Origin of the sequence: Agreia sp. VKM Ac-1783, assembly GCF_900177765.1 — a bacterium.
GTDB lineage: Bacteria > Actinomycetota > Actinomycetes > Actinomycetales > Microbacteriaceae > Agreia.
The window spans coordinates 105,085-127,703 of record NZ_FXWI01000006.1; the positions used below are offsets into that span (position 1 = coordinate 105,085).

Genomic DNA, 22,619 nt, shown 5'->3' on the forward strand with positions numbered 1-22,619 from the left:
AGGCCCTCACTTGACGGGTACAACCCATCCTATTCCGCGGATATTCCGCCGTCAGGGGACAGCGGAGAGCTGGCCGCAAACTAGGAGGTACGGCGCAGACGCGCGAGCAACGGGGTGAGGGCGTCGTTGAGCTCGGGCGACTTCACCAGCCTCAGCACGCCGATGTAGAGGAGCGACATCACGAGTCCGATCACGATCATCGAGATGACGGAACCGGGCACGGTGGCGCTGGCGAAGCCCTCGGAATCGGTGACCCGGAACAGAGCAGCGAGCACGAGGCCCGCTCCGAGGGTCGGGATGGCGGCGATGGCGAAACGCACGAGGCTGCGGGCGACGCCCGATCCTCCCCCTCCCCCGAGTCTGCGACGAATGAGAATAACGGCAAGGACTGCCTGAAGCGTGCCGGCGATCGACATGACGACGGCCACGGCGAAGCCCACGAATTCCTTGGGCACGAAGAACAGAACGACAATCGCGCCCAGCGAGAAGACGACGGCCTGGAAGACCGTGACGTAGAACGGCGTCCTCGTATCGCCCAGGGCGAAGAATCCTCTGAAGACGACGAACAGGATGCTGAACGGGGGCAAGCCGATGAGGAACCCGATCACCACGTTGCCCATCGCGAGCTGGTCGGAGAAGGTCCTCGTGAAGAACCCGCTGAACGTGTACGCGACCGCGATGAGCACCACGGTGGCGAGCACCATGATCAGGGTGATCACACGAATGGATGCGGACAGATCTCGTCGAACTCCGTCCAGATCACCCGAACTCGCGTGCTGGCTCATGCGAGTGAAGTAGGCGGTGGCCACGGAGACGGCGACGATCGAGTGCGGCAGCATGAAGATGAGCCAGGCGTTCGACAGCACGAACGTCGAGACATCGTTGCCCGAGGCCGTGAGAACCACGTTCGTCTCCACGAGGCCGGCGAGCTGCGTGACGACGAGCATTCCGAACGTCCAGCTCGCGATGCGCCCGGCCTGACCGAGTCCGACTCCGCGCCAACGGAAATCCGGACTGAATGTCAGACCGACTCGACGCCAGAAGACGAAGAGGATCAGACCCTGCACGGCGACGCCCAAGGTCGCGGATCCGGCCAGCACGGCCACCTTGTCGGGAGTCCAGAAGTCGAGTCTGAGGGTCGAGTCCTCTCCGGGCGAGAAGAGCAGATTGAACGCGACGAGACCGACGATGGCGACGACATTGTTCAGTACCGGCGCCCACGTGAACGGACCGAAGGAGTTGCGGGCGTTGAGAACCTCGCCGAGCACGGAGTACAGGCCGTAGAAGAAGATCTGGGGCAGGCACCAGTAGGCGAAGGCGATCGCGAGAGCCGTCTGGCCCGGAGGCATGGTGAACCCCGCCAAGGTGACCAGCACCGGCGCGAGCAGGGTCGCTATGAGAGTGGCTACTCCGAGAACGGCTAGAGCCAGGGTCACGAGCTTGTTGATGTAACCGCGCCCGCCGTCGGCATGGCTGGCCGCTTTGACGATCTGAGGCACGAGAACCGCGTTCAAGACCCCGCCCGCCACGATGACGAAGACCGTGTTGGGGAGCTGGTTAGCGACGGCGAAGGCGTCTGTCCCGAGGCCGGTGGCTCCGATGGTCTGGGCAAGCACGAGCGCCTTGACGAAGCCCAAGACACGGGACACTGTCGTTCCCGAGGCCAGAATGGCGCTCGCCCGGCCCAGATTCGGTCCGGATTTGGTGGGAGTGTCAGCCACGCGGCTCCTCGATGATCTCGGTGTTATCGCCCTCTGCCGGGGCGGCACGATTGCGTCGGCGCTTCACATAGAGGCGAATGGCGGCGAAGATCAGAAGGGCGCCGACGACGCTTCCCACGAGCCACGAGCCCGCCACCTCCCAGTCGGCCGAGACGTTGACAGGAATGAAGGTGGGCTGCTGCGAGACGAGAACGCCGGTGGGGCTCACCAGTTCGGCTCGAACGATGGTGTCGCCGTTCGCCACGCCCGCGGTGATCGGAACCTTGGCCCGCTTGCTCGACGCGGCCTCGACCGTGATGGTGACCTCGGGCTGAACGACGAGTCTGAAGTTGGACGGCGAGAGGCGCACCGTGACAGTGACCGGGTAGGGCAGATTGTTCTGCACCAGCACCGTCATGTCGCCGCTGTTGCTGACGAGAATGATGGGAGAACCCGCGACGATCGAGACAGAGCTCAGGGTCTGGGCGGAGCGCTCCGTCTGATCCTGCACCGCCACGTTCCACCCACCAGAGTTCGACGCCCACGAGTTGGCCAGAAGCGACAGGATGTTCGCGCGATTCTCGCCGAGCAGCTTCGTCGGGTCGGTGATGATGCTCGAGAACGCAGCGACCTGGTTCTCGGATGCGAGCAGCGCTGTGACGGCGCTGGTTCGTTCGGCGGGCTCGGGCTGGTCGACGACCGTGGCCTCGGTCGCCGGCGTCTGCGCGGCGAAGCCGTCGAACGATGTCGTCGACGACCAACTGAGCGAGTCGAGTGAGGTCAACGCGTCGGCCAATGCCGTTCCGTCGGCGGGGGCGGCGCGGTCGAGAGTGGCCAGCACGGTCTGCGGCGTTCCGCCGTCTTCGCTCGCGACGACCGCAAGAGAAGACGCGAGATCGGAGAGCGACCGCTGCCGGTCTGTCGCCGTGAGGGCTCCTGCCGCGTTGCGGAGGGCCTGAGAGACCATGTCGTCGGAGACGAGAACGGTGCTGTCACCAGAGCGGACGACGCCGGCGGAGGGCTCTCCCGACGCGACGGCGACGTTCGACGACGACAGGATCGATGTCGTGAGACCGTTGCCCGCGAAGTAGGGCAGATCGGTGGGAGCGACGGTGTTGTCTCGTGGCCACGCGATCGACGTGCCCGTGTAGTTCCACGCGAGCAGCGCGCTCGTGTCGGGCACGGCATCCGGTGCCGGACTCGGGCTGGGCGTCGGCGAATTCGTCGCATCGACGCCCGGGTCGACCGCGGTCGTGCCGTTGACCGGGGTGGGAGTCGCCGTCGGAGCGGCAGCGCCCGTGAAGTTCGCCGGGTCGAGGGCATAGTCGAACGAGGTGGGGGCGAGGATCTGTGGTGCGCCTCCCTGACTCATCGCGGCCACATCGGCGTCGCCGTAGCTGAGCGGGTAGATGGGGTTCGAAGCCCCCTTCAGGCGGTCGAGCCACGCGGTGGCGGTCGACGGAGCGGCGCTTCCGAGTGCGCGAATCGACGCGATGATGCGGGGGTCGATCAGGATGCCGACGGGCCGGCCGATGACCGAGTCGAGTTCGCGGGTGAGTATGCCGTTGTCGGCCGTGATGGTGGCGAGAGTGGCCTCGGGAATCAGTCCCGTCTGTCCGGGCTGGGTGGTGATGGGGATGGCGACGGCCACCTGTGCGCGTTCCGGTGCGTCTTGGCCGTTGAAGACGAGCGAGGAGTGCGAGACGGATTCGGTCCCGTCGGATCGTTCTACCGTTCCCGTGATGCCACGGACGCCCCACTCGTCGAGGGTCACGTCTGCGGCCGGGATCACTGCCTGCACGATGTGCTGCTCGCCGGGCTGCAGAGCGGGAACGGGGACCGCGGTGATGATGGCGTCGGAGTCGACGGTCGACTCGGTGGTGGGAGGGGTGAGCCATTCCGTCAACTCGGACCGGGTCGATATGACCTCGCGATCGAGAGCGACCTGCAGGGTGGACGCGTCGATGGTCGCGGAGCCGGTGTTGGTGACCGCCGCGGTGACCGTGACGTCGGCGCCGGGCTGCACCACTCCCCCGTTAGCGGGCGCGAGAACAAGCTGCACGGGCTCGCCGGCAGCGCTGGCGGGCCCCGCGACCGGCACGATTCCCAGCATCGACGATGCCACCACTCCCAGGCCCAGAAGGGCGGGGAGGGCGCGCAGGCGTCGGGAGGAAGGCGGTTTCATAGGTGCTCTCGTCGAAGACGCATGAGATGCGGCCTCGCGTAGATTCTAGGTTGCGAAGGCTGAAAGCATGGGAGGCCGCTCTGCCAGCGACCTCTTCGTGCGCCTCGGTAAACTGTGGGCATGCAGCGAACGGTTCACGAATCCATGGTTCGGCTGCGCGCACTCAGTGAGTCGTCGCCCGTCGCACCGCTCGCGGCAGCCTTCAGCAAGGCGGGCTTCGAACTGGCCCTCGTCGGAGGCCCCGTTCGAGACGCGTTCCTCGGCCGTCCCGCCAAAGATCTCGACTTCACGTCGAACGCCACTCCAGACGAGATTCTCGCCGTGGTGTCGACGCTCACGAAGAGCACCTGGGACATCGGTCGCGACTTCGGCACGATCGGAGCGATGATCGATGGCGAACAGGTCGAGATCACGACCTACCGCTCCGACAGCTACGACCAGCAGACCCGAAAGCCCATCGTCGCGTTCGGCGACAGTCTCGAGGTCGATCTCACCCGCCGCGACTTCACGGTCAACGCGCTCGCCCTCCGGTTGCCCGAACTCGTTCTGGTCGATCCGTCGGGTGGCGTCGAAGACCTGCTGGCGGGCATCCTTCGTACGCCCTCGACGCCGGCCATCTCGTTCGGCGACGATCCCCTGCGCATGCTGCGCGCCATCCGGTTCTCGGCCCAGCTCGGGTTCGACATCGAATCAGAGACGCTGGATGCCCTGGCCACCATGGGTGAGTCACTCAAGATCATCTCGGCCGAGCGCATCCGCGACGAGTTCTCGAAGCTGCTGCTGACGCCCTCGCCGCGCAGAGGCGTCGAGCTGCTCGTCGAGACGGGGCTCGCCGAGCTGGTGATGCCCGAAATCCCCGCGCTGAGGCTCGAGCGCGATGAGCACCACCACCACAAAGACGTATACCAGCACAGCCTCACCGTGCTCGACCAGGCGATCGAACTCGAGGAATCGCGGGACTCGTTCGAGGGGCCGGATCTCGTGCTGCGGCTCGCCGCACTGATGCACGACATCGGAAAGCCGGCGACACGGCGGCTGGAGCCCGGCGGCGTGGTGACCTTCTACCACCACGACGTCGTCGGATCGAAGATCGCCAAGAAGAGGCTGCGCGAGCTGCGCTTCGACAACGACACGATCCACGACGTTGCGCGCCTCATCGAGCTACACCTGCGCTTCTTCGGCTACACCGAGGGCGCCTGGACCGACTCGGCCGTGCGTCGTTACGTGCGGGATGCGGGTCCCCTGCTCGAGCGCCTGCACATTCTGACCCGGGCCGACGTGACCACCCGAAACACGCGCAAGTCGCACATGCTGTCGTTCGCGTACGACGATCTCGAGACGCGCATCGCCGAGCTGGCCGAGCTCGAGGAGATGCAGGCCGTGCGGCCCGACCTCGACGGCGAGCAGATCATGGCGATTCTCGGCATCCGTCCGGGCCGCGACGTGGGCGAGGCGTATCGCTTTCTGCTGGAGATGCGCCTCGACGACGGTCCCCTCGGCGAAGAAGAAGCCACCCGCCGCCTACGGGAATGGTGGGCGGCGCGCCAGGCAAGTTAGGGTACCCTTAATTCGGCCCCCCTCCCCCGAGTCGAGACGAGTACCGCGAGCATGGCAAAGAGCACCGAGGCAGCCCGCCGGATCAAGCCTCAGGCCTCCGAACTGCTGACGCTGCATGTGATCCGCCGCCAGGTGATCACACCGAACATGGCCAGGGTCACCCTCGGAGCGGGCGACATCGCCAAGTTCGTGCCGATGGGATTCGATCAGTGGTTCCGACTCTTCATTCCGATCGCCGAAGAAGAGACACTGTCGAGGCTGCCGCAGAAGCTCAACACGCTCTCGTACGCCAAGTACCTGACCATCTCGAAGACGAAACGGCCGGTGCTGCGCAATTACACGGTGCGCGCATATAGAGAGGTGGGCGTCGACGGCCCCGAACTCGACGTCGACTTCGTTCTGCACGGCGACGCGGCAGCGGGAACGGCAGGACCGGCTGCGAGTTGGGCGGCCCGGTGCGAACCTGGAGACGCGGTCGCGATTCTCGACGAGGGCATCGGATTCGTCCAGCCCGTCGAGACCGACTCCGTGGTGTTGGTGGCCGACGAGACGGGCTTGCCCGCAGTCGCCGGGGTTCTGGCGTCTCTGCCAGCCGACACCGTCGGAATCGCTCTGATCGAGGTGCCGACGGCCGACGACATCCAAGATCTCGTGGGCCCGGCCAAGGTCGACGTGCGATTCATCGTGCGACCGGATGCGCATGCCACTCCGGGCCGCGCCGTTCTGGCGGCGGCAGAGGCCCTTCCTGCGCTGGGAGAGCGCTGCTTCGCCTGGACCGTGGGCGAATCGGCTCTCGTCGCGGGAGCGCGCCGGCACTGGATCGCGACCGGAGTGCCGAAGGAGAACATCATGTTCTGCGGGTACTGGAAGGCTTCCCAGCACTGATCAGGCGCTTCTGCTAAGCTTCCAAGGTTGTCCGTTACCAGTGGGAATCTCCCACGCGGTGGCGGGCCGATGCAGATACACCCTCCTGTCACAGACCGTCTGTGACCGAACTAGTCCGAAGGAGGTGGGTTTGTGACGCATCAGTACGAACTCATGGTGATCCTCGATCCTGAAATCGATGAGCGCACCGTGGCACCCAGTCTCGACAAATTCCTCAACGTCATCCGCAAGGATGGCGGCACCGTCGACAGCGTCGACATCTGGGGACGCCGTCGTCTGGCCTACGAAATCAACAAGAAGACCGAAGGCATCTACGCGGTGGTCAACCTGACCGCAAGCGCAGACTCGACCAAAGAGCTCGACCGCCAGCTGAAGCTGTCGGAGGCCGTCATGCGCACCAAGGTGCTGCGTGCCGAGGAGGCCATCGCTATGGTCGCCACCGCCGACAAGCTCGCCGCCGAGAAGGCCGCCCGCAAGGCTGCCAACCCGAAGGCCGCTGCTGCTCCCGCCGAGGCTCCCGCCGAGGCTTCCGCTGCTGCTCCTGCTGCCGCCAAGGCCGCGCCGAGCGCCGCGTCGAAGGTCGCTGCTGCCGCGAAGGCTCCCAAGGCTGCCGCACCGGCCGCCGACGACGAGTCCGCCAAGTAGTCGATCATGGCTGGCGAAACCGTAATCACCGTGGTGGGCAACCTCACCAGCGATCCTGAACTGCGCTACACGCAGGGCGGGCTGGCGGTTGCCAACTTCACCATCGCATCCACGCCGCGCACGTTCGATCGTGCCGCGAACGACTGGAAAGATGGCGAGGCTCTGTTCCTGCGCGCGAGCGTCTGGCGTGAATTCGCCGAGCACGTTGCTGGATCGTTGACCAAGGGAAGCCGTGTCGTCGCGACCGGTCGCCTTCGCCAGCGCTCCTACGAGACGAAAGAGGGCGAGAAGCGCACCTCGATCGAGCTCGAGATCGACGAGATCGGCCCCAGCCTGCGCTACGCCACGGCAAGTGTCACCCGGGCAGCCGGGGGCGCACGCCAGGGCGGCGGCCAGGTCGGTGGACCGAGCGGTGGAAACGACGAGCCGTGGGCCGCTTCGGCGCCCGCGCAGCCGGCTGCCGGAGCTGGAGCCGACGTGTGGAACACGCCGGGCAACTTCAGCGACGACACCCCCTTCTAACAACTTCGTTCTTCATAGAACTCATCTGAAAGCAGATAAAAATGGCTGGAAAGTCAAGCGGCGACCGCCGCAAGCCGCTGCGCGGTGCCAAGGGCGCCAAGAACGCAGCTCCCGCGAAGTCCATTCGCGTCGGCGTCATCGACTACAAAGATGTCGCAACTCTCCGCAAGTTCATCTCCGAGCGTGGAAAGATCCGCGCTCGTCGCATCACGGGAGTCTCCGTCCAGGAGCAGCGCCTCATCGCCCGTGCCGTCAAGAACGCCCGCGAAATGGCTCTTCTGCCTTACGCCGGCTCGGGCAGGTAAGGAACCGACATGTCAAAACTCATTCTCACGCACGAGGTCTCCGGCCTCGGTTCAGCGGGTGACGTGGTCGAGGTCAAGAACGGCTTCGCTCGCAACTACCTGATCCCCCAGGGTTTCGCGGTCACGTGGAGCCGTGGTGGCGAGAAGCAGGTCGAGCAGATCAAGGCCGCCCGCGTTTCACGCGAGCACGCCACGATCGAAGAGGCCCAGCACCTCAAGCAGGTTCTCGAGGCTGCGACCGTCAAGCTGACCGTCAAGGCCGGCGAAGGCGGACGCCTGTTCGGTTCGGTCAAGACCTCCGACATCGCTGACGCGGTGTCGGCCCAGGGTCTCGGCTCACTCGACAAGAAGAAGATCGAGATCAGCCAGGCCATCAAGCTCACCGGAACCCACGAGGCCACGGTCAAGCTGCGCGATGACCTGGTCGCGACGATCACGTTGAACGTGGTCGCTGCCAAGTAGCACCTCAGAAACACCGCGCTCGCTCGAGCGCACAACGAATGGCGGTGGATGATTCCACCGCCATTCGTCGTTTCGCCACCTGTGTTCGGAGGTAGGGCCAGACCCACTTCGGGGGTAAGAATGGCTCGATTTTATGCACAGGACAAAAGTCAAATCGAAACCCTCAAGCTCTGCTAGAAGGATGTATCTATCCACGGCTGTGGAAACCCGATAATCCCTGTTCAACTAGCTTTTTGCTAGACAAATTGGTCTGACTTTCCACAGCGGTTTCCACAGTTTCCCCCCAGACCTTCCGGCGTTTCTCCCCAATTGTCCACATGGTTATCCACAGGGCCTGTTGGGGATGTCGGATGGTGCGGGTACAACTGTCACAGAACGATCGCGCGCGAGCGCACACGAAGGAGGACCCGTGTCGATAGCCCATCTGGGACTGTCCGGCCCGAACGACGGCCAGCGCGGTGGCAACGCCGCGGGCGGTGCGGGCGAATGGCGGGCCGACTCCCGTGGCGATCGCACCCCACCTCACGATCTGCTTGCCGAGCAGAGCGCCCTCGGCGGAATGCTGCTGAGCAAAGACGCTGTTGCCGACGTCGTGGAGGTCGTCCGCGGAGCCGACTTCTACATTCCCAAGCACGAGATCATCTTCGACGCCGTGCTCACGCTCTACTCGCACGGCGAGCCCACCGATGTGATCGCGGTCACCGACGAGCTCACCAAGATCGGTGAGCTGAGCCGAGCCGGCGGTGCGGAGTACCTGCACACGCTCACCGGCCTCGTCCCCACCGCTGCGAACGCCGGCTACTACGCCAACATCGTCTCCGAGAAGGCCGTTTTGCGCCGTCTCGTCGAGGCCGGCACCCGCATCGTTCAGATGGGGTACGCCAGCGAGGGTGAGGTCATGGACCTGGTGAACAACGCTCAGGCCGAGATCTACGCCGTCAACGGCAACGTCGAGACCGAAGACTACGTGCCGCTCACGATCGCCCTCACGGCCGCCACCGACGAGATCGAGGCAGCTGCGGGCAAAGATGGCCAGATGACGGGCGTTCCCTCCGGGTTCACCGACCTCGACAACCTCACCAACGGGTTCCACCCCGGCCAGCTCATCATCGTCGCGGCGCGACCCGCGCTCGGTAAGTCGACGCTCGCCCTCGACTTCTGCCGCGCCGCGTCGATCAAGCACGACATGCCGGCCATCTTCTTCTCGCTCGAAATGGGCCGCGCCGAGATCGCCATGCGTCTGTTGTCGGCCGAGGCATCCGTGCCCCTGCAGATCATGCGTAAGGGCCAGGTCAACGGCCAGGACTGGACCAAGATCGCGTCGACGCGCTCGACCATCAACGACGCGCCGTTCTACATCGACGACAGCCCCAACATGACGCTTGTCGAGATCCGGGCCAAGTGCCGCCGACTCAAGCAGAAGGTCGGCCTCAAGCTCGTGGTCATCGACTATCTGCAGCTCATGACCAGCGGCAAGAAGGTCGAGAGCCGCCAGCAAGAGGTCTCGGAGTTCTCGCGTGCGCTCAAGCTCATGGCGAAAGAGCTCCAGGTTCCTGTCATCGCCCTGTCACAGCTCAACCGTGGCCCCGAGCAGCGCGCCGACAAGAAGCCCGCCATCAGCGACCTCCGCGAGTCGGGATCGCTCGAGCAAGACGCCGACATGGTGATCTTGCTGCACCGCGAGGGCGCCTACGAGAAAGACAACCCGCGTGCGGGCGAGGCCGACTTCATCGTGGCTAAGCACCGCAACGGCCCCACCGCCACCATCACCGCGAGCTTCCTCGGTCACTTCTCCCGCTTCGCGGACATGCCGCAGGCGTAGCTTCAAGCGCCCGGAGGTGTCCGCGCCCGTTCGGCGCATCCGCTGCTGGTCGAGTCGGCGCTGATAGACCGAACGGGCACGAATGCGTGCGTCAGGCGCGGGTCGTCATCCGAAGTTCCAGCGCGGCATCGCCCTGCTGCGCGTGCAGAGTCACCTGCGGGTCGCTCAGCTCTGCGAGTGCCGCCACATGGGTTCCTCCGCAGGGGATGCTCACGGGGTGGCCGTCGAGCGTCGTCGTCCAGTACCGGCGGTCGGTGAGGCGATCTCCGTCGCGCTCAATCGCGGCCGCAGCGCCCGAGGCGATCCACGCCGACAGGCGCGCATCCACGCCTTTCTCGACCTCGCCGAGGTCGTCGGCGAGCCTGGCCGGCGTGAAGCCCTTCTTTCGCAGCGACTTGCCCACTCGGTAGGCGTCGGCGGAGCCGCGCTCGTGAATACGCGACGTCTCGATGGCCAAGGCGTCGAAGTTCGGATGCTCGAGAGCGTCGAGTGACGCCTCCTTGTTCCACGACCCGGCGAGTTCTGCATTGAGCGCCAGCGACGCAAGGTGGCATGCCGTATGGCCGACAGAAAGCGCGTGCCGGTAGTCGGCATCGACCGCGACGGATGCGTCGGATCCTTCGACGAGGCCGGCCTCTGTCGCGAGGGCATCGTCGACGATGTGTGCCGTCACGAACGCCCAGCCTTCGGTTCCCTTGCGTACGGGAACATCGCCAGCGAGATAGAGCGCCTCGCCATCGGTCGCACCCACGACGCAGTCGAGAATGTCGAGTTCGACGCCGTTCGTTGTGAGTACGGCGCGATCGGCGGGCTGGTCGGGCCAGGCGGAGTCGACGGGGTGGCAGGCCGAGATGTCGAGCACAACCACGCGTCGACCGGCATCCAGCGCTTCGGTGTGAAGCACGGTGCCGGTCGACGTGAGGTCTCCCGCCGGGTAGGTGACGATCGTGTCAGCGGTGGGAAGTGTCATGCGGTGAGGTTAGCTTGCCAGCGCGGAGAGTTCGTCGAACTCGGCGTCGCTGAGCTGCACTTCGGCGCCGGCGATGTTCTGCTCGAGGTGATCGACCGACGAGGTGCCGGGAATCGGCAGCAGTACGGGTGAACGCTTGAGCAGCCAGGCGAGCGCGAGCTGCGAGGGTGTCGCGTCGTGCTTCGCGGCGATGTCGTCGAGTACGCCACCTGCCTTGGCAAGCTCGCCGGTCGCCAGCGGGAACCACGGGATGAACGCGATGTTCTGCTCGGTCGCGTAGTCGAGCAGCTCCTCCGACTGGCGGTTGGCGAGGTTGTACAGGTTCTGCACCGAAGCGATGGTCGCGAACTCGGTGGCGGCCTTCAACTGCTCGACGGAGATCTCGCTCAGGCCGATGTGACGGATCTTGCCCTCCTGCTGCAGCAGCGCGAGCTCGCCGACCTGGTCGGCCAGGGGCACCTGGCTGTCGATGCGGTGCAGCTGAAAGAGGTCGATGCGGTCGACGCCCAGGATGCGCAGGCTCATCTCGGCCTGCTGGCGCAGGTACTCGGGGCGGCCGACGGGGCGCCAGTCGGCGGGTCCTGAGCGGGTGAGTCCAGCTTTCGTCGCGATGACGAGGTCGTCTGCATAGGGGCGGAGTGCCTTGGCGATGAGGGGTTCGGCCACGGCGGGTCCGTACGAGTCCGCCGTGTCGATGAAGTTCACGCCCAATTCGACTGCGCGGCGCAGGACGCGCACGGCCTCATCCGGATCGGCGGGCCAACCCCATACCCCGGGGCCGGTCAATTGCATGGTGCCGTAGCCGAGACGGGTGACGGGCAGGTCTCCGCCCAGGTCGAAGGTTCCGGATGCCCTGGCGGGAAGCGTTGAGGTTGTCATTGCGCCAACGCTACGCCCGTGCCGGATCGTGCGGGTAGCCCCGGTCGACGTGTTCGCCGCGCGCGGAAATCGAGGCAGGTGGGACGAAAAAAGGAGGTGGTTTCGGCGTCGGAGGGACAGACTGGAGAGGGCTTTCGTATGTACGGCTCAATCGATCGATCAAGGAGTTCACCGTGACCGCAGTAGAAGTGGCAACAGTCTCGTACACCGTGTCGGCCGACTACTTCGCCGAGGTCGGCGCAGATTTCAACAGTGAGGCGGTCGACGATGCGGTGCTCGCCGAGCTGAACCGGATCGTTCCGAAGGGTGTCGTGGTGCACCGCAACGGCAAGGCGTATGCGGAGCCGGAGGTGGCCGCGGCCGCTCGTGAGATCGACTGGGACGCTCTGCTCGAGCGCATCGACGTCGATCAGATCATGGCGACGCACGGGCGCTGAATCGGAGCGGCTTCACCTACAGGTGCACGCCGATCGCTCGGTGAACGGATGCGACGGCGCTCGCGCCCTCGCCCACCGCGGCGGCGACCCTCTTCATCGAGCCGTGCCGCACGTCGCCGGCTGCGAAGAGGGCGGGAACGCTCGTTTCGAAAGGCAGAGGCACGCGGCCTAGCGCGGAGAAGGTCTCGCCGAGGGCTGCCTCATCGAGATGCGAGTCGGTGAGCAGGAACCCGTTCTCATCGGAGGCCACACCCGTGAGCCACTCGGTGGCCGGCGTCGCACCGATGAAGCAGAACAGCCCGGCGCTCTGCTGTTCGGAACTCGTGCCCGTCGCTCGGTTCGTGAGGGTGATCGTCTCCAGCGACTCGTCCCCTCCGAGTGCGGTCACCTCGGTCGACGTGTGAACCGTAACGCGCGGGTCGACCAGAAGACGGTCGACGAGGTAACTCGACATCTCCTTTCGGATGTCGGTTCCGCGGATCACGAGGCAGACGTCGCTTCCTCTGCCCGCGAGAAAGAGCGTCGCCTGGCCGGCGGAGTTCGCTCCCCCGACCACGGTCACCGGCTTGCCGGCGACAGCGCGTGCTTCGAGTTCTGTAGCCGCGTAGTAGATGCCCGCGCCCTCGAAGTGAGACCACCGAGGAAGCGAAAGCGCCCTGTACTGAGCGCCCGTGGCGATGACGACCGCGCGGGAGTTGATCTCGGTTCCGTCTTCGAGAACGACGCGAAGGCGCTCGCAGTGGGGGTCGAGCGCGGTGACCGTGCACGGACTGTAGATGCGCGCTCCGAACTTCAGCGCTTGAACCGAGGCGAGTCCGGTGAGCTCAGACCCGCTCAATCCATTGGGAAACCCCAGGTAGTTCTCGATTCGGGAACTCGCGGCGGCCTGCCCGCCCGGCCCCGTCGCATCCAGAAGCACCGTATCGAGGCCTTCGGATGCGCCGTAGACGGCGGCGGCGAGGCCGGCCGGCCCGGCGCCGATCACCGTGAGATCGACTTGCTGGCCCGACGGGCGCGCGTAGGAGAGGCCGATCCGTTCGGCGAGATGGCCCGGCGTGACGTGGGTGAGCACGTCGGAACCGAGCAGCACAACAGGCAGGTCGGACGCGGTGACGCCAGCGGACTCCATCAGGGCGATTGCCGCGGTTCCGTCTGCGTCGAACCAGTGGTGTGCGAGCTCGAGGCGAGCGGCGTAGGTGCGGAGTGCGAGAGAGGCGGATGACAGCGGGCTTCCGATGATCTCGATGCTGCGCGACGCGGTTCCTCGAAGCATGGCTCGACGCGCCTGGAACGCTCGGAGCAGGATGCTCGACAACTCCGGATCCTCCGACATGACGCGGCGGAAATTGTCGGGTGAGATGCGGTGAACCGTTCCGGGGGATGTGACGCGAGCCGTGAGAAACACGGTCTGCCCGGTCAGCAGGTTCAGCTCTCCCAGAAACCTGCCCGCGCCGTGCTGCGCCACGATCTCCTCGGCCGAGTCGCGCGTCGCCTCGCGCACGATGTCGATCGCGCCGCTGTCGATGAGCACGAGGTCGTAGCTGCGGTCGCCGACGCGAAACAGGGTGTCGCCCGTGGCGACCTCGGCAGGCTCGCCGAACGAGCGAAGGCGGGCGAGCTGGGCCTCGGTGAGTACGGGGTTGGATGCGCTGGGCTCGGTCGTCACACGCCAACCGTAATGCGGCTGTGGCCCGCGAGGGTCATCGATTCGTCGAATCGAGCACGCTCGACTCAAAAGTCATCCGGCTCTGCCCGAGAGGCATCTGTTCGGGGAATGACCGCCCCTAGGCTGTGGATCATGACCCTGCCAGTGATTCGCATGCGGCACCGCGACATCGATGAGAAGCATCGCGCATCCACCCCGCTCGAGTTGCTTTTCGACCTGACCTTCGTCGCTGCCGTGCAGGCGGTAGTCACGCAACTGGCCCACGGCATCGAGGGCGGTCACGCGGCCGAGGAACTTCCCAACTTCTTCATGGTGTTCTTCGCGATCTGGTGGGCCTGGCTGACCTTCACCTGGTTCGCATCTGCCTATGACACCGACGACGTGCCGTATCGTCTCTTCACCATGCTGCAGATGGGCGGAGTGCTCGTCTTGGCTGCGGGAGTTCCCGCCGCGTTCAACGACGGCGACTTCTTGCTCATCACCGTGGGCTACTTCATCATGCGGATCGCTCTCGTCGCGCAGTGGCTGCGCGCCGCCGTGCAAGACCCTGAGGGCAGGGCGACGGCCCTGCGTTATGCGGCGGGAATCAGCATCGTGCAGGCGATGTGGATCGCGCGGCTTTTCATCGCCGCCGAGCTGCCCACCGGGGCGCAGATCGCGACCTTCGCCTTTCTCGCCGGATGCGAGCTCGCCGTGCCGTTGTGGGCGGAACGTCGCGGGTACATCCGCTGGCACCCGCACCACATCGCCGAGCGATACGGACTCTTCACGATCATCCTGCTGGGCGAGTCGGTTCTCGCGGCCACGGTCGGCGTGCAGGCGATCGTGACAGCGGGGGATGCTTCGGGCGAGTTCGTTCTGCTGGCCGCCTCGGGTCTCGCGCTGCTCTTCGGCATCTGGTGGGTCTATTACCTCGAACCGGCTGGCGACGGTCTCGAGAAGCGGCGTCGGCGAAGCTTCATCTGGGGATTCGGGCACTACTTCGTGTTCGCAGCGCTCGCGGCCCTCGGGGCCGGACTCGAGGTGGCCGTTCAGTCGCTCAGTCATGAGGCCCATGTCGACAGCACGACGGTGGCGTACTCGATCGCTATTCCCGTGGCGGTGTTCCTGGTCGCAATGCAGGTGCTCTATCGGCCGCTCCTCGGTTCGGACACGGCCATCCGGCCCGCGAGCAGTCTCGTGGGCGCCGGGGCCGTGATGCTCATTCCTCTGCTCGCCCCGGCGGTCTCGTTCGGTGTCACCGTGCTGCTCATCACACTCGTCGTGGCGGCGATCATCGCGGTGACCGTTCTGCAGCAGCGATCACGCACCCTGAACACCACCGAAGAGGGAGTGCGTCATGGCGCCTGACAAAAGCTTCGAGGACAACCGCAGACCCCGGTCGGTTTACGGCGTCGGTGACGAGCCGGATGCGCGATTCTCGCTGGCCAACGAACGCACGGCGCTCGCGTGGATGCGCACCGGCCTGGCTCTGGTCGCCGGCGGCGTGGCGCTGACGACTCTGGCGGGCGTCGCGGATCTTCCCCTGTTCGTCGACGTGATGGCGGCGCTCGTCTGTCTTGGCGGCGGCCTCGTCGCAGTGTCTGCGCTGATCGGGTGGCGTCGCGTCGAGCGGGCCATGCGGCTCGCGTTGCCACTACCGGCTCCGCGCATTCTCGTCGGGGTGGGGCTGGGCATCGTCGTGCTCGCTCTCGTCTTCGCGGGATATGCCGTCTTCGAGGCCCTGCAGCGGTGAGCACGCCTGGAGCGTCTGCCGGTATGTCCGGGCAACCGGCCCGAGATCCGGGACTGCAACCGGAACGAACCGCCCTCGCTTGGAGGCGCACCGCGATAGCCGCCGTCGGAGTCGCCCTTGTCTGCGGCATCACAGCGGTGCGATCCGGCGCTCTGGCGCTTGCGGTCATCGCAGCTGTGGTCGCTGGCGGAATCGTGGTCTTGTCGCTTCGCCCGCCGTTTCGCGCGCGCATGTCTGGAATATCGCGCACGTCTGGGACGGAGTATCGACCGGAACCATGGTCGGCGCTCGCGACGTTGACGGCGTGCGTCTGCGCTGTCTCGGTTCTCGGATGCGCGCTCGCCGTCGCTGGTGCAATGCTGCGCTGAGTGCGCTGAGTGCGCTGAGTGCGCTGAGTGCGCTGAGTGCGCTGAGTGCGCTGAGTGCGCTGAGTGCGCTGAGCGCGCGAAGACCAGGTGTGACGCCGAGCCCTTCACGGCGGTCGGGTGCGAGGGTGTCCGGGCACAAGCGCATGCGCGTTCGAGCCGGGAAGACCGGCTCCTTCCGTCAAGGACGAACCGCTGATGCACGGAGGGAGTGCGTTCGTGGGCTCTCCTTTGGCTGGCCGGGTATTCGCCATATAGGTCAGGGGCTCCTAGAAGGGGCAGTCGTCGGTGTCGTTCTCCGTTGCAGTCGCTCGGTTTGCGACTGCTTGCCCGGCCGCGGTGGCGGCTCCTGAGCTGGCGGCCGCTGTCGCTGCTGATGCGTCGACGAGTTGTTTCGGTGCGGGTCGCATCGTGCCTTCTGGCTGGATCACATACCGGTAGCCGGCGGGTGAGGTGGCTGTGAGGGTGTCGTCTCCGTTCTGCACGATCTGCCACCTCGTGTGGTGCTTCACCCTGTGGTGCGCCTGACTCAACGGCGCGAGGTTCTCCGGAACGGTGTTGCCGCCGTAGGCGTGGTCCTCGGTGTGGTCGACATCGGCCTGCTCCGACGGGACCGTGCAGCCCGGAAACACACATGTCGGATGCACCAACCGGGCATGGTCGATCATCCTTGCTGTCGGCCGGTAATCCCTCGGGTCCGTCGTCAGGATGCGCCCCGTGATCGGGTCCGTGAGTATCCGCCGCCATGACGTCGCCTCCGCCGTCAACTGCGCGGCGGTCGCCGGGTCGATCGGCCCATAGCCGCGGAGGATCGCTGCCTCTTGCCCAACACCTAGGAGCGTCATCGCGGGAACCATCACATGCACCCTGCCCCGGACGCCCCGGGTGGCGCCCGGGATCGAGGTTTCTCCGTTGAGCATGAGGTCGGTGAGGACATCGAGTTTCAGGTGCGTCATGCTGCGCGGGTCACCTCCCGCCCTGAGACCTGCCGCCAATCGAGTCGCCCTGTCTGTGATCGCGTGGACCTCGGGCGCCGGAGCGAACAGGGTGAGATAGGCCATGCCATCCGCTGCAGGATCGACATATATGCGTCGGGTGCCCGCGGCCTTCTCGGCACGTTCGACCGCGGTCGACGGTTGAGACAGTTCGACTTCGTGGCGGGCTTTGCGGTCGAGTTGCTTCGGGTTCACCTCCGCCGCCAGGGCTGCGAGTCTGGTGTCGTACAACACCAAGGCGTCGCCGTCGAGGCCGTCGGCGTGCTTCGCGATGACCTCGGCATGCTCCCACGACACGACTCCGGCAGCCACTGCAGCGAGCGTGGCGGGAAGACGATCCACAAGAGCAGTGCTGGTGTCGATCAGAGTCGCGGCCCGATACTCGGTGCGGCGGGTGAGCTGGGCGAGTTCGGTGAACAACTCGACTCTCTCGACTCGGGCGGTCGACCACACGGGACCACCCGTCGAGGTGTCGGTGGGTGTCTGCCTGTGCAGGTGGTGCGCAGCGTCGGTGACGCGTCTGGCCCTGACGGCAGACAGTCGGGCTATCTGCTGATCGAGGGCGGCGACCTCCTCGAGCGCGACCACGTACGGGTCGGGCTCGAGGAGCGGGATCGAGGATGTCATACCTGAAGTCAAACAGCAGCCACCGACACTGGGTCCAGGAGGGCATTCGATACTTGATCAGGGGATATCGCTGTGGATAACTCCCCGAAGCCTTGCCCTGTGGAGGAGTAGACGCCACCTATACCCCCTTCGACAGGCTTAGGGAACGGGTCTCGATACGGCCGCGGGCGGCCTACTCGACCAACGCGGCCGGGTCTCGATACGGCCGCGGGCGGCCTACTCGACCAGCGCAAACATGGCCTGCTCGACCAGCGCGGCCGGGTCTCGATACGGCCGCGGGCGGCCTACTCGACCAGCGCTGGAGCTGTCTGCTCGACCGGCGCATTAGCGGCCCACTGGACGGGTGCAGGTGAGTCTCGACAGGTCCAGATCAAGAGCGAAAGGCCTCTGCCCGATGTCCCCCGCGCGGGGGATGCGAGCTGTCTGTCGCTCCCCCTATGGTGGGTGACACGCGCCGGGTTCGCGCACGCGTATCGACAGATCGCACGACGAGAACGGCCTGAGTGTCCATCGCAAGACGCAAATCGTAAGACGGAAAGCAGGCGGCTATGTCCTTGGAAGACCCAGTACAGACCCACCCAGTACAGGCCAACCCCGTGCAGGCCGACCCCGTGCAGGCCGACCCGGCCCAGGTTCTCCCCCCGGTGACGGATGCTCATGGGCCGGCCCTCGAGATCCGCGGCCTGACGAAGCGATTCGGTGAGAAGGTCGCCGTCGACAACCTGGCTCTCACCGTTCCCTCCGGTTCGTTCTACGGCCTCGTCGGCCCCAACGGTGCGGGAAAGACGACGACCCTGTCGATGGCGACCGGTCTTATGCGGCCCGACGCAGGCGACATCACGATCCACGGTGTGAACGTCTGGCACGACCTCATCAAGGCCAAGCGCCTCGTCGGGGTGCTCTCCGACGGCGTTCGCCTCTTCGACCGACTCACGGGCACCCAGCTCGTGACCTACGCGGGACTGCTCAGCGGCATGAGTCGCGAGACCGTCGCCGAGCGCACCCACGACCTGCTCAACCTGCTCGACCTCGAATCAGCCGGCGGCACGCTCGTGGTCGACTACTCCGCCGGAATGACCAAGAAGATCGCCCTGGCCTGCGCTCTTGTGCACGCGCCGAGCCTGCTCGTGCTCGACGAACCGTTCGAATCGGTCGACCCCGTGTCTGCCGCGAACATCCGCGACATCCTCGACGGCTTCGTCAAATCAGGCGGCACCGTGATCGTGTCGAGCCATGCCATGGACCTCGTTCAGCGTATGTGCGACCACGTGGCCGTGATCGCCCAGGGCCGTGTGCTCGCGGCAGGCACGACCGAAGAGGTGCGCCAGGGCTCCACACTCGAAGACCGTTTCGTCGAACTCGTCGGAGGTCGCCGCACAGGAGAGGGGCCGGAATGGTTGCGACTCTCGTAAGACTGCGCTTTCTCATTCTGGCGAACAGCCTGAAGGGAAAGCCATGGCAGATCGTCGCCGTCGTCATCGGCGGGCTCTACGGACTCGGCGTTCTCTTCGGCGTGGTGGCCGGGCTGATCGCCCTGAGCTTCGCACCGACTGAACTGGCTCGCACGGTCACGGTGCTCGGCGGCGCAGCAACCATCCTCGGCTGGATCGTGCTGCCTCTCATCGGCCCCGGAACCGACCAGACTGTGGAGCCTTCGCGGCTGGCCGTCTTCCCCATTCCCCTCAACCAGCTCGTGCTGGGCCTCCTCGTCAGCGGAGTCCTCGGAGTTCCCGGAATCGTCACCTCGGTAGCCGCCCTCGCAACAGCGGCAACGTGGTGGCAGCATCCACTCGGCGCCATCGCGGCGATCGTCTGCGCCGTGATCGGTGTTCTCACGTGCGTCGCCGGTTCGCGGGCGATCACCGCGTTGAGCTCGGGCATCGGATCGGGCCGCCGGTTCCGCGAAGCCAAGGGAATCCTGTTCTTCATTCCCCTGATCCTGCTCGGCCCGATCATGATCGGGCTCACGACGCTGCTGCGCAGCTCTGCGGATGCCCTTCCCGGCATCGCAGACTTCGTCGCGTGGACGCCGCTCGGCGCGATCTGGTCGGTTCCCGGCTACATTGTCACAGCAGACTTCGGCCGCGCGGCGGCCGGATTCGTCATCGGTCTCGCGACCCTCGCCATCCTGCTGGTCGTCTGGCGTTCTAGCCTGCGGCACGCGCTCGAGAACCCCGCTCGGGCGTCGTCGCCAGCGATGAAGGGAACCCGCAAGCTGGGCCTCTTCGGAGTCTTCCCGGCGACGCCGTGGGGCGCCGTGGCGGCGCGCGCACTCACCTACTGGATGCGCGATCCGCGGTACGCGCAGTCGCTCATCGTCATTCCGCTGATTCCCGTTCTGCTGTTCGTGTACTCGGGAAACATGGGCAGCATGGGCGTCTTGAACGCGCTCGGCCCGATCGTCGCGCTGCTGCTGGCGTTGTCGATCTACACCGATGTCTCCTATGACAACACGGCGTTCGCGCTGCACCTCTCGACAGGCGTATCGGGCCGCGACGACCGACTCGGTCGCGTGGTGGCCCTGGGCGTCTTCGCCGTTCCGGTTTCCGTGCTGCTGACGATCGCGTCGGTGTGGTTCACGAACTCGTGGCAGGTGCTGCCGGGGCTGCTCGGTCTGGTGTTCGGGCTGCTGTTCTCGGGCTTCGCGCTGTCGTCGGTCATCTCGGGTCGATTCGTGTTCCCTGTTCCGGCTCCCGGCGAGAGTCCTTTCAAGGCGAAGCCCGGCGGCGGCTTTATGCTCACGCTCACGACGTTCGCGACCTGGGGAGGCCTGACCGTGCTCGTGCTTCCCGAGCTGGTCCTGGCCATCGTCGGCTTCGTCACGGGCGATGCGATCTACGGTTGGATCGCCCTGGTCTTGGGACTCGTGCTCGGCGGCGGCATGCTCGTGATCGCGGTGCGTTGGGGAGGATCGATTCTCGACAAACAGGGCCCCGACCTGCTCGCCACGCTGCAAGCCGGCAAGTAGGGCACGCAGGACACCAAAGGAACTTGGCTCGACAAGTACTCTCGAGACATGCTCGGAACGATCGATTCGCTCTACCGTTACCCGGTCAAGGGGCTCACTCCCGAGCCCCTCGACAGGGTGGTTCTCGAAGCGGGCAGCGCGTTCCCCGCCGACCGGCTCTTCGCGCTGGCCAAGCCCTCCGGTGCGTACGATGCCGACAACTTCGTTCCCCTGTCGAAGCGCGAGTACTACGTGCTCCTGAACACCGATCGTCTGGCGGGGCTCGCCTCGAGATTCGACCCTGAGACGCGCGTCATGCGCGTGAACGTGCAGGGGCATCCGGTGCTGGAGGCCGACCTCGGCACAGCCGAGGGCCGGGCTGAACTGGTCGAACTATACGCACGTGTAGCTGATCTGCCCGACGGCGAGCGGCCCGTGCTGGCCGAGCAGCCCGGCTACAACTTCACCGACAACGCGATCGACGGGCCTCGCATGATGAACACCATCTCGCTCATCAACCGCGCATCCATTCGCGAGTTCGAGTCGAGGATCGGGCGTGAGCTCGACCCGTTGCGCTTTCGGGCGAATGTCTATCTCGAGGGTCTCGACCCATGGGTCGAGCGCGGCTGGATGGGCAGGGAGTTGCAGCTCGGAGGCCCCGAGGGCGTGACCGTGCGAGTGGTCGAAGAGACGGAGCGCTGCGCCGCGACCGAGGTCGACCCCACGACGGCCCGCCGAGACGTGCCGGTGGTGCGCCTGCTGCATGAGAACTACGCACACGAGATCATGGGCGTCTTCGCCGAGGTGCTCTCGGCCGGAACCCTCGCGACCGGCGGCACCGTTTCGGTGTCCGAGACGGTGTCGGCAGCATGAGCGCAGCAGGCCCAGCCGACCTCACGGTCGTCGTCACAGGCCGCCGGATGCTCACGGCTGAGGTGTGCGAGTTCGAGTTGCGCCGCCGAGACGGCGGGCTGCTCGAGCAGGCCGAGCCCGGCGCCCACATCACGGTGCATACCCCGTCGGGCGAGGCGCGCAGCTACTCGCTCACCTCGGATCTCAGCGACCGGAGCCGCTACGTGATCGCGGTGCGCCGCGACGGCGCGGGCCGGGGCGGCTCGAGAAGCATGGTCGACGAGGTCACAGAGGGCGATTCGCTCACGATCTCTTCTCCGCGCAATGCGTTCGAGCTGGTGGATGCTCCGGCGTACCTTCTCGTGGCGGCGGGAATCGGCATCACCCCCATCCGCGCGATGCTGATCGAACTGCGTAGACGCGGCGTGAGAGATGTTCAGCTCGTGTACGCGAGTCGTTCACGAGAAGACACGCCCTACCTCGACGAGCTGACCGAGTTGGTCGCATTCGACGAGATCGATGGCCTGATGCAGCCGATGACCTTGCACCACCGCTTCCTGCATGGCGCGCTCGACTGGTGGCCTCTTCTCGAGTCTCCTGGTGACCGGCACCTCTATGTATGCGGCCCGGAGCCTCTGCAGAATGAGCTGCGCGCGCTGACGATGCACTGGCGCCCGAGTCGGGTGCACATGGAGGACTTCGCCGGGATCTCGGCGTTCGGGGGCATCAATCTGCCCTTCGACCTCGAGTGGCAGCCCTCCGGCGCCACCATCACGGTGCCCGAGGCCGTGACGATGCTGGCGGCGCTCGAGGGCGCGGGCATCGACGTCGACAGCTCGTGCGACAGCGGAACCTGCGGCACCTGTCGGCTCAGACTCATCGACGGAGAAGCCGATCACCGCGATGTCGTGCTCACAGAGAGCGAGCGGCGCGACTTCGTTATGCCGTGCGTCTCACGGGCGAAGAGCGGGCGGCTCGTGGTCGCTCCGCTCTGAATGCGCGCATGGGGACTTCTCCCCATTTACAGCGGGTCGTGTAGCCGTGCTTGAATATCCCGGTGCCC

At 65.9% G+C, this 22,619-nt stretch carries 19 protein-coding genes and 1 pseudogene; 14 read left to right on the plus strand and 6 right to left on the minus strand.

Annotated features, from left to right (window positions below; all coding sequences use genetic code 11):
- Nucleotides 1-80 precede the first annotated feature (80 nt).
- Both murJ and CCK87_RS17595 read right to left on the minus strand, forming a co-directional pair.
- A complete protein-coding gene (gene murJ / locus CCK87_RS17590; protein WP_086462718.1) occupies nt 81-1,721 on the minus strand; it encodes a murein biosynthesis integral membrane protein MurJ in 1,641 nt (546 codons plus the stop codon).
- Nucleotides 1,714-3,885, minus strand: coding sequence for a DUF6049 family protein (locus tag CCK87_RS17595; protein ID WP_086462719.1), 2,172 nt, complete (start codon nt 3,883-3,885; stop codon nt 1,714-1,716). Before CCK87_RS17595 ends, murJ begins: the two co-directional genes overlap by 8 nt.
- Before the next feature lie 120 nt (nt 3,886-4,005).
- Between CCK87_RS17595 and CCK87_RS17600 the strand changes: the two genes are divergently transcribed.
- From CCK87_RS17600 to dnaB, 7 genes and pseudogenes are all read left to right on the plus strand, one after another.
- Nucleotides 4,006-5,442 (plus strand): CCA tRNA nucleotidyltransferase, encoded by a 1,437-nt coding sequence (locus CCK87_RS17600; RefSeq protein WP_086462720.1) that lies wholly within the window; start codon nt 4,006-4,008, stop codon nt 5,440-5,442.
- Nucleotides 5,443-5,493: 51 nt separating this feature from the next.
- Entirely contained in the window at nt 5,494-6,327 is an 834-nt protein-coding gene (locus CCK87_RS17605; RefSeq protein WP_086462721.1) for a siderophore-interacting protein, read from the plus strand.
- A gap of 132 nt (nt 6,328-6,459) precedes the next feature.
- A pseudogene (gene rpsF / locus CCK87_RS17610) lies at nt 6,460-6,810 on the plus strand (30S ribosomal protein S6); the annotation flags it as partial.
- A gap of 168 nt (nt 6,811-6,978) precedes the next feature.
- The gene (locus CCK87_RS17615; protein WP_044440970.1) at nt 6,979-7,494 is read left to right on the plus strand and encodes a single-stranded DNA-binding protein; all 516 of its coding nucleotides are present in this window, start codon (nt 6,979-6,981) and stop codon (nt 7,492-7,494) included.
- A gap of 41 nt (nt 7,495-7,535) precedes the next feature.
- On the plus strand, nt 7,536-7,799 hold the full coding sequence (rpsR, locus tag CCK87_RS17620) for a 30S ribosomal protein S18 (protein ID WP_022895757.1): 264 nt from the start codon (nt 7,536-7,538) through the stop codon (nt 7,797-7,799).
- A gap of 9 nt (nt 7,800-7,808) precedes the next feature.
- On the plus strand, nt 7,809-8,261 hold the full coding sequence (rplI, locus tag CCK87_RS17625) for a 50S ribosomal protein L9 (RefSeq protein ID WP_044440975.1): 453 nt from the start codon (nt 7,809-7,811) through the stop codon (nt 8,259-8,261).
- 409 nt (nt 8,262-8,670) lie between these two features.
- Nucleotides 8,671-10,083, plus strand: coding sequence for a replicative DNA helicase (dnaB, locus tag CCK87_RS17630; RefSeq protein ID WP_085488183.1), 1,413 nt, complete (start codon nt 8,671-8,673; stop codon nt 10,081-10,083).
- 91 nt (nt 10,084-10,174) lie between these two features.
- Here the strand turns inward: dnaB and CCK87_RS17635 are convergent, their stop codons facing one another.
- Complete coding sequence (locus CCK87_RS17635) at nt 10,175-11,053, minus strand: metal-dependent hydrolase (RefSeq protein WP_086462724.1); 879 nt, start codon at nt 11,051-11,053, stop codon at nt 10,175-10,177.
- Nucleotides 11,054-11,062: 9 nt separating this feature from the next.
- Entirely contained in the window at nt 11,063-11,932 is an 870-nt protein-coding gene (locus tag CCK87_RS17640; RefSeq protein ID WP_086462725.1) for an aldo/keto reductase, read from the minus strand.
- 173 nt (nt 11,933-12,105) lie between these two features.
- On the opposite strand from CCK87_RS17640, the gene CCK87_RS17645 reads away from it, so the two are divergent.
- Nucleotides 12,106-12,369 carry a hypothetical protein gene (locus tag CCK87_RS17645; RefSeq protein WP_085488135.1) on the plus strand — a complete coding sequence of 88 codons (264 nt, stop codon included), beginning with the start codon at nt 12,106-12,108 and terminating at the stop codon, nt 12,367-12,369.
- 16 nt (nt 12,370-12,385) lie between these two features.
- Here CCK87_RS17645 and CCK87_RS17650 read toward each other — a convergent pair whose 3' ends face one another.
- Entirely contained in the window at nt 12,386-14,035 is a 1,650-nt protein-coding gene (locus tag CCK87_RS17650; RefSeq protein WP_086462726.1) for a cyclic nucleotide-binding domain-containing thioredoxin-disulfide reductase, read from the minus strand.
- A gap of 132 nt (nt 14,036-14,167) precedes the next feature.
- Here CCK87_RS17650 and CCK87_RS17655 point away from each other — a divergent pair, with 132 nt between their 5' ends.
- Nucleotides 14,168-15,385: a low temperature requirement protein A gene (locus CCK87_RS17655; protein WP_212638260.1), complete on the plus strand. Its 1,218-nt coding sequence runs from the start codon at nt 14,168-14,170 to the stop codon at nt 15,383-15,385.
- On the plus strand, nt 15,375-15,770 hold the full coding sequence (locus CCK87_RS17660) for a DUF202 domain-containing protein (RefSeq protein WP_086462727.1): 396 nt from the start codon (nt 15,375-15,377) through the stop codon (nt 15,768-15,770). The genes CCK87_RS17655 and CCK87_RS17660 overlap by 11 nt, the downstream gene beginning before the upstream one ends.
- A gap of 634 nt (nt 15,771-16,404) precedes the next feature.
- On the opposite strand, the gene CCK87_RS17670 is transcribed toward CCK87_RS17660, so the two are convergent.
- Nucleotides 16,405-17,757: an HNH endonuclease signature motif containing protein gene (locus CCK87_RS17670; protein WP_086462729.1), complete on the minus strand. Its 1,353-nt coding sequence runs from the start codon at nt 17,755-17,757 to the stop codon at nt 16,405-16,407.
- A gap of 548 nt (nt 17,758-18,305) precedes the next feature.
- Between CCK87_RS17670 and CCK87_RS17675 the strand changes: the two genes are divergently transcribed.
- Genes CCK87_RS17675 through CCK87_RS17690 form a run of 4 tightly spaced genes read left to right on the plus strand, consistent with a single transcriptional unit; the run spans nt 18,306 to nt 22,551 of the window.
- Complete coding sequence (locus CCK87_RS17675; RefSeq protein WP_086462730.1) at nt 18,306-19,169, plus strand: ABC transporter ATP-binding protein; 864 nt, start codon at nt 18,306-18,308, stop codon at nt 19,167-19,169.
- Nucleotides 19,151-20,725, plus strand: coding sequence for a transporter (locus tag CCK87_RS17680; RefSeq protein WP_086462731.1), 1,575 nt, complete (start codon nt 19,151-19,153; stop codon nt 20,723-20,725). Before CCK87_RS17675 ends, CCK87_RS17680 begins: the two co-directional genes overlap by 19 nt.
- Before the next feature lie 48 nt (nt 20,726-20,773).
- On the plus strand, nt 20,774-21,577 hold the full coding sequence (locus tag CCK87_RS17685) for an MOSC domain-containing protein (RefSeq protein WP_086462732.1): 804 nt from the start codon (nt 20,774-20,776) through the stop codon (nt 21,575-21,577).
- On the plus strand, nt 21,574-22,551 hold the full coding sequence (locus tag CCK87_RS17690; protein WP_086462733.1) for a PDR/VanB family oxidoreductase: 978 nt from the start codon (nt 21,574-21,576) through the stop codon (nt 22,549-22,551). Before CCK87_RS17685 ends, CCK87_RS17690 begins: the two co-directional genes overlap by 4 nt.
- Nucleotides 22,552-22,619 lie beyond the last annotated feature (68 nt).

Excerpts from the sequence above, each read along its gene's own strand:
- CCK87_RS17690 (WP_086462733.1), top strand. The coding sequence starts at position 21,574 with ATGAGCGCAGCAGGCCCAGCCGACCTCACGGTCGTCGTCACAGGCCGC.
- CCK87_RS17655 (WP_212638260.1), top strand. The coding sequence starts at position 14,168 with ATGACCCTGCCAGTGATTCGCATGCGGCACCGCGACATCGATGAGAAG.
- CCK87_RS17635 (WP_086462724.1), bottom strand. The coding sequence starts at position 11,053 with ATGACACTTCCCACCGCTGACACGATCGTCACCTACCCGGCGGGAGAC.
- rpsR (WP_022895757.1), top strand. The coding sequence starts at position 7,536 with ATGGCTGGAAAGTCAAGCGGCGACCGCCGCAAGCCGCTGCGCGGTGCC.
- CCK87_RS17605 (WP_086462721.1), top strand. The coding sequence starts at position 5,494 with ATGGCAAAGAGCACCGAGGCAGCCCGCCGGATCAAGCCTCAGGCCTCC.
- rplI (WP_044440975.1), top strand. The coding sequence starts at position 7,809 with ATGTCAAAACTCATTCTCACGCACGAGGTCTCCGGCCTCGGTTCAGCG.
- CCK87_RS17600 (WP_086462720.1), top strand. The coding sequence starts at position 4,006 with ATGCAGCGAACGGTTCACGAATCCATGGTTCGGCTGCGCGCACTCAGT.
- CCK87_RS17615 (WP_044440970.1), top strand. The coding sequence starts at position 6,979 with ATGGCTGGCGAAACCGTAATCACCGTGGTGGGCAACCTCACCAGCGAT.
- CCK87_RS17595 (WP_086462719.1), bottom strand. The coding sequence starts at position 3,885 with ATGAAACCGCCTTCCTCCCGACGCCTGCGCGCCCTCCCCGCCCTTCTG.
- CCK87_RS17660 (WP_086462727.1), top strand. The coding sequence starts at position 15,375 with ATGGCGCCTGACAAAAGCTTCGAGGACAACCGCAGACCCCGGTCGGTT.
- CCK87_RS17675 (WP_086462730.1), top strand. The coding sequence starts at position 18,306 with ATGTCCTTGGAAGACCCAGTACAGACCCACCCAGTACAGGCCAACCCC.
- CCK87_RS17685 (WP_086462732.1), top strand. The coding sequence starts at position 20,774 with ATGCTCGGAACGATCGATTCGCTCTACCGTTACCCGGTCAAGGGGCTC.
- CCK87_RS17680 (WP_086462731.1), top strand. The coding sequence starts at position 19,151 with ATGGTTGCGACTCTCGTAAGACTGCGCTTTCTCATTCTGGCGAACAGC.
- CCK87_RS17640 (WP_086462725.1), bottom strand. The coding sequence starts at position 11,932 with ATGACAACCTCAACGCTTCCCGCCAGGGCATCCGGAACCTTCGACCTG.
- CCK87_RS17670 (WP_086462729.1), bottom strand. The coding sequence starts at position 17,757 with ATGACATCCTCGATCCCGCTCCTCGAGCCCGACCCGTACGTGGTCGCG.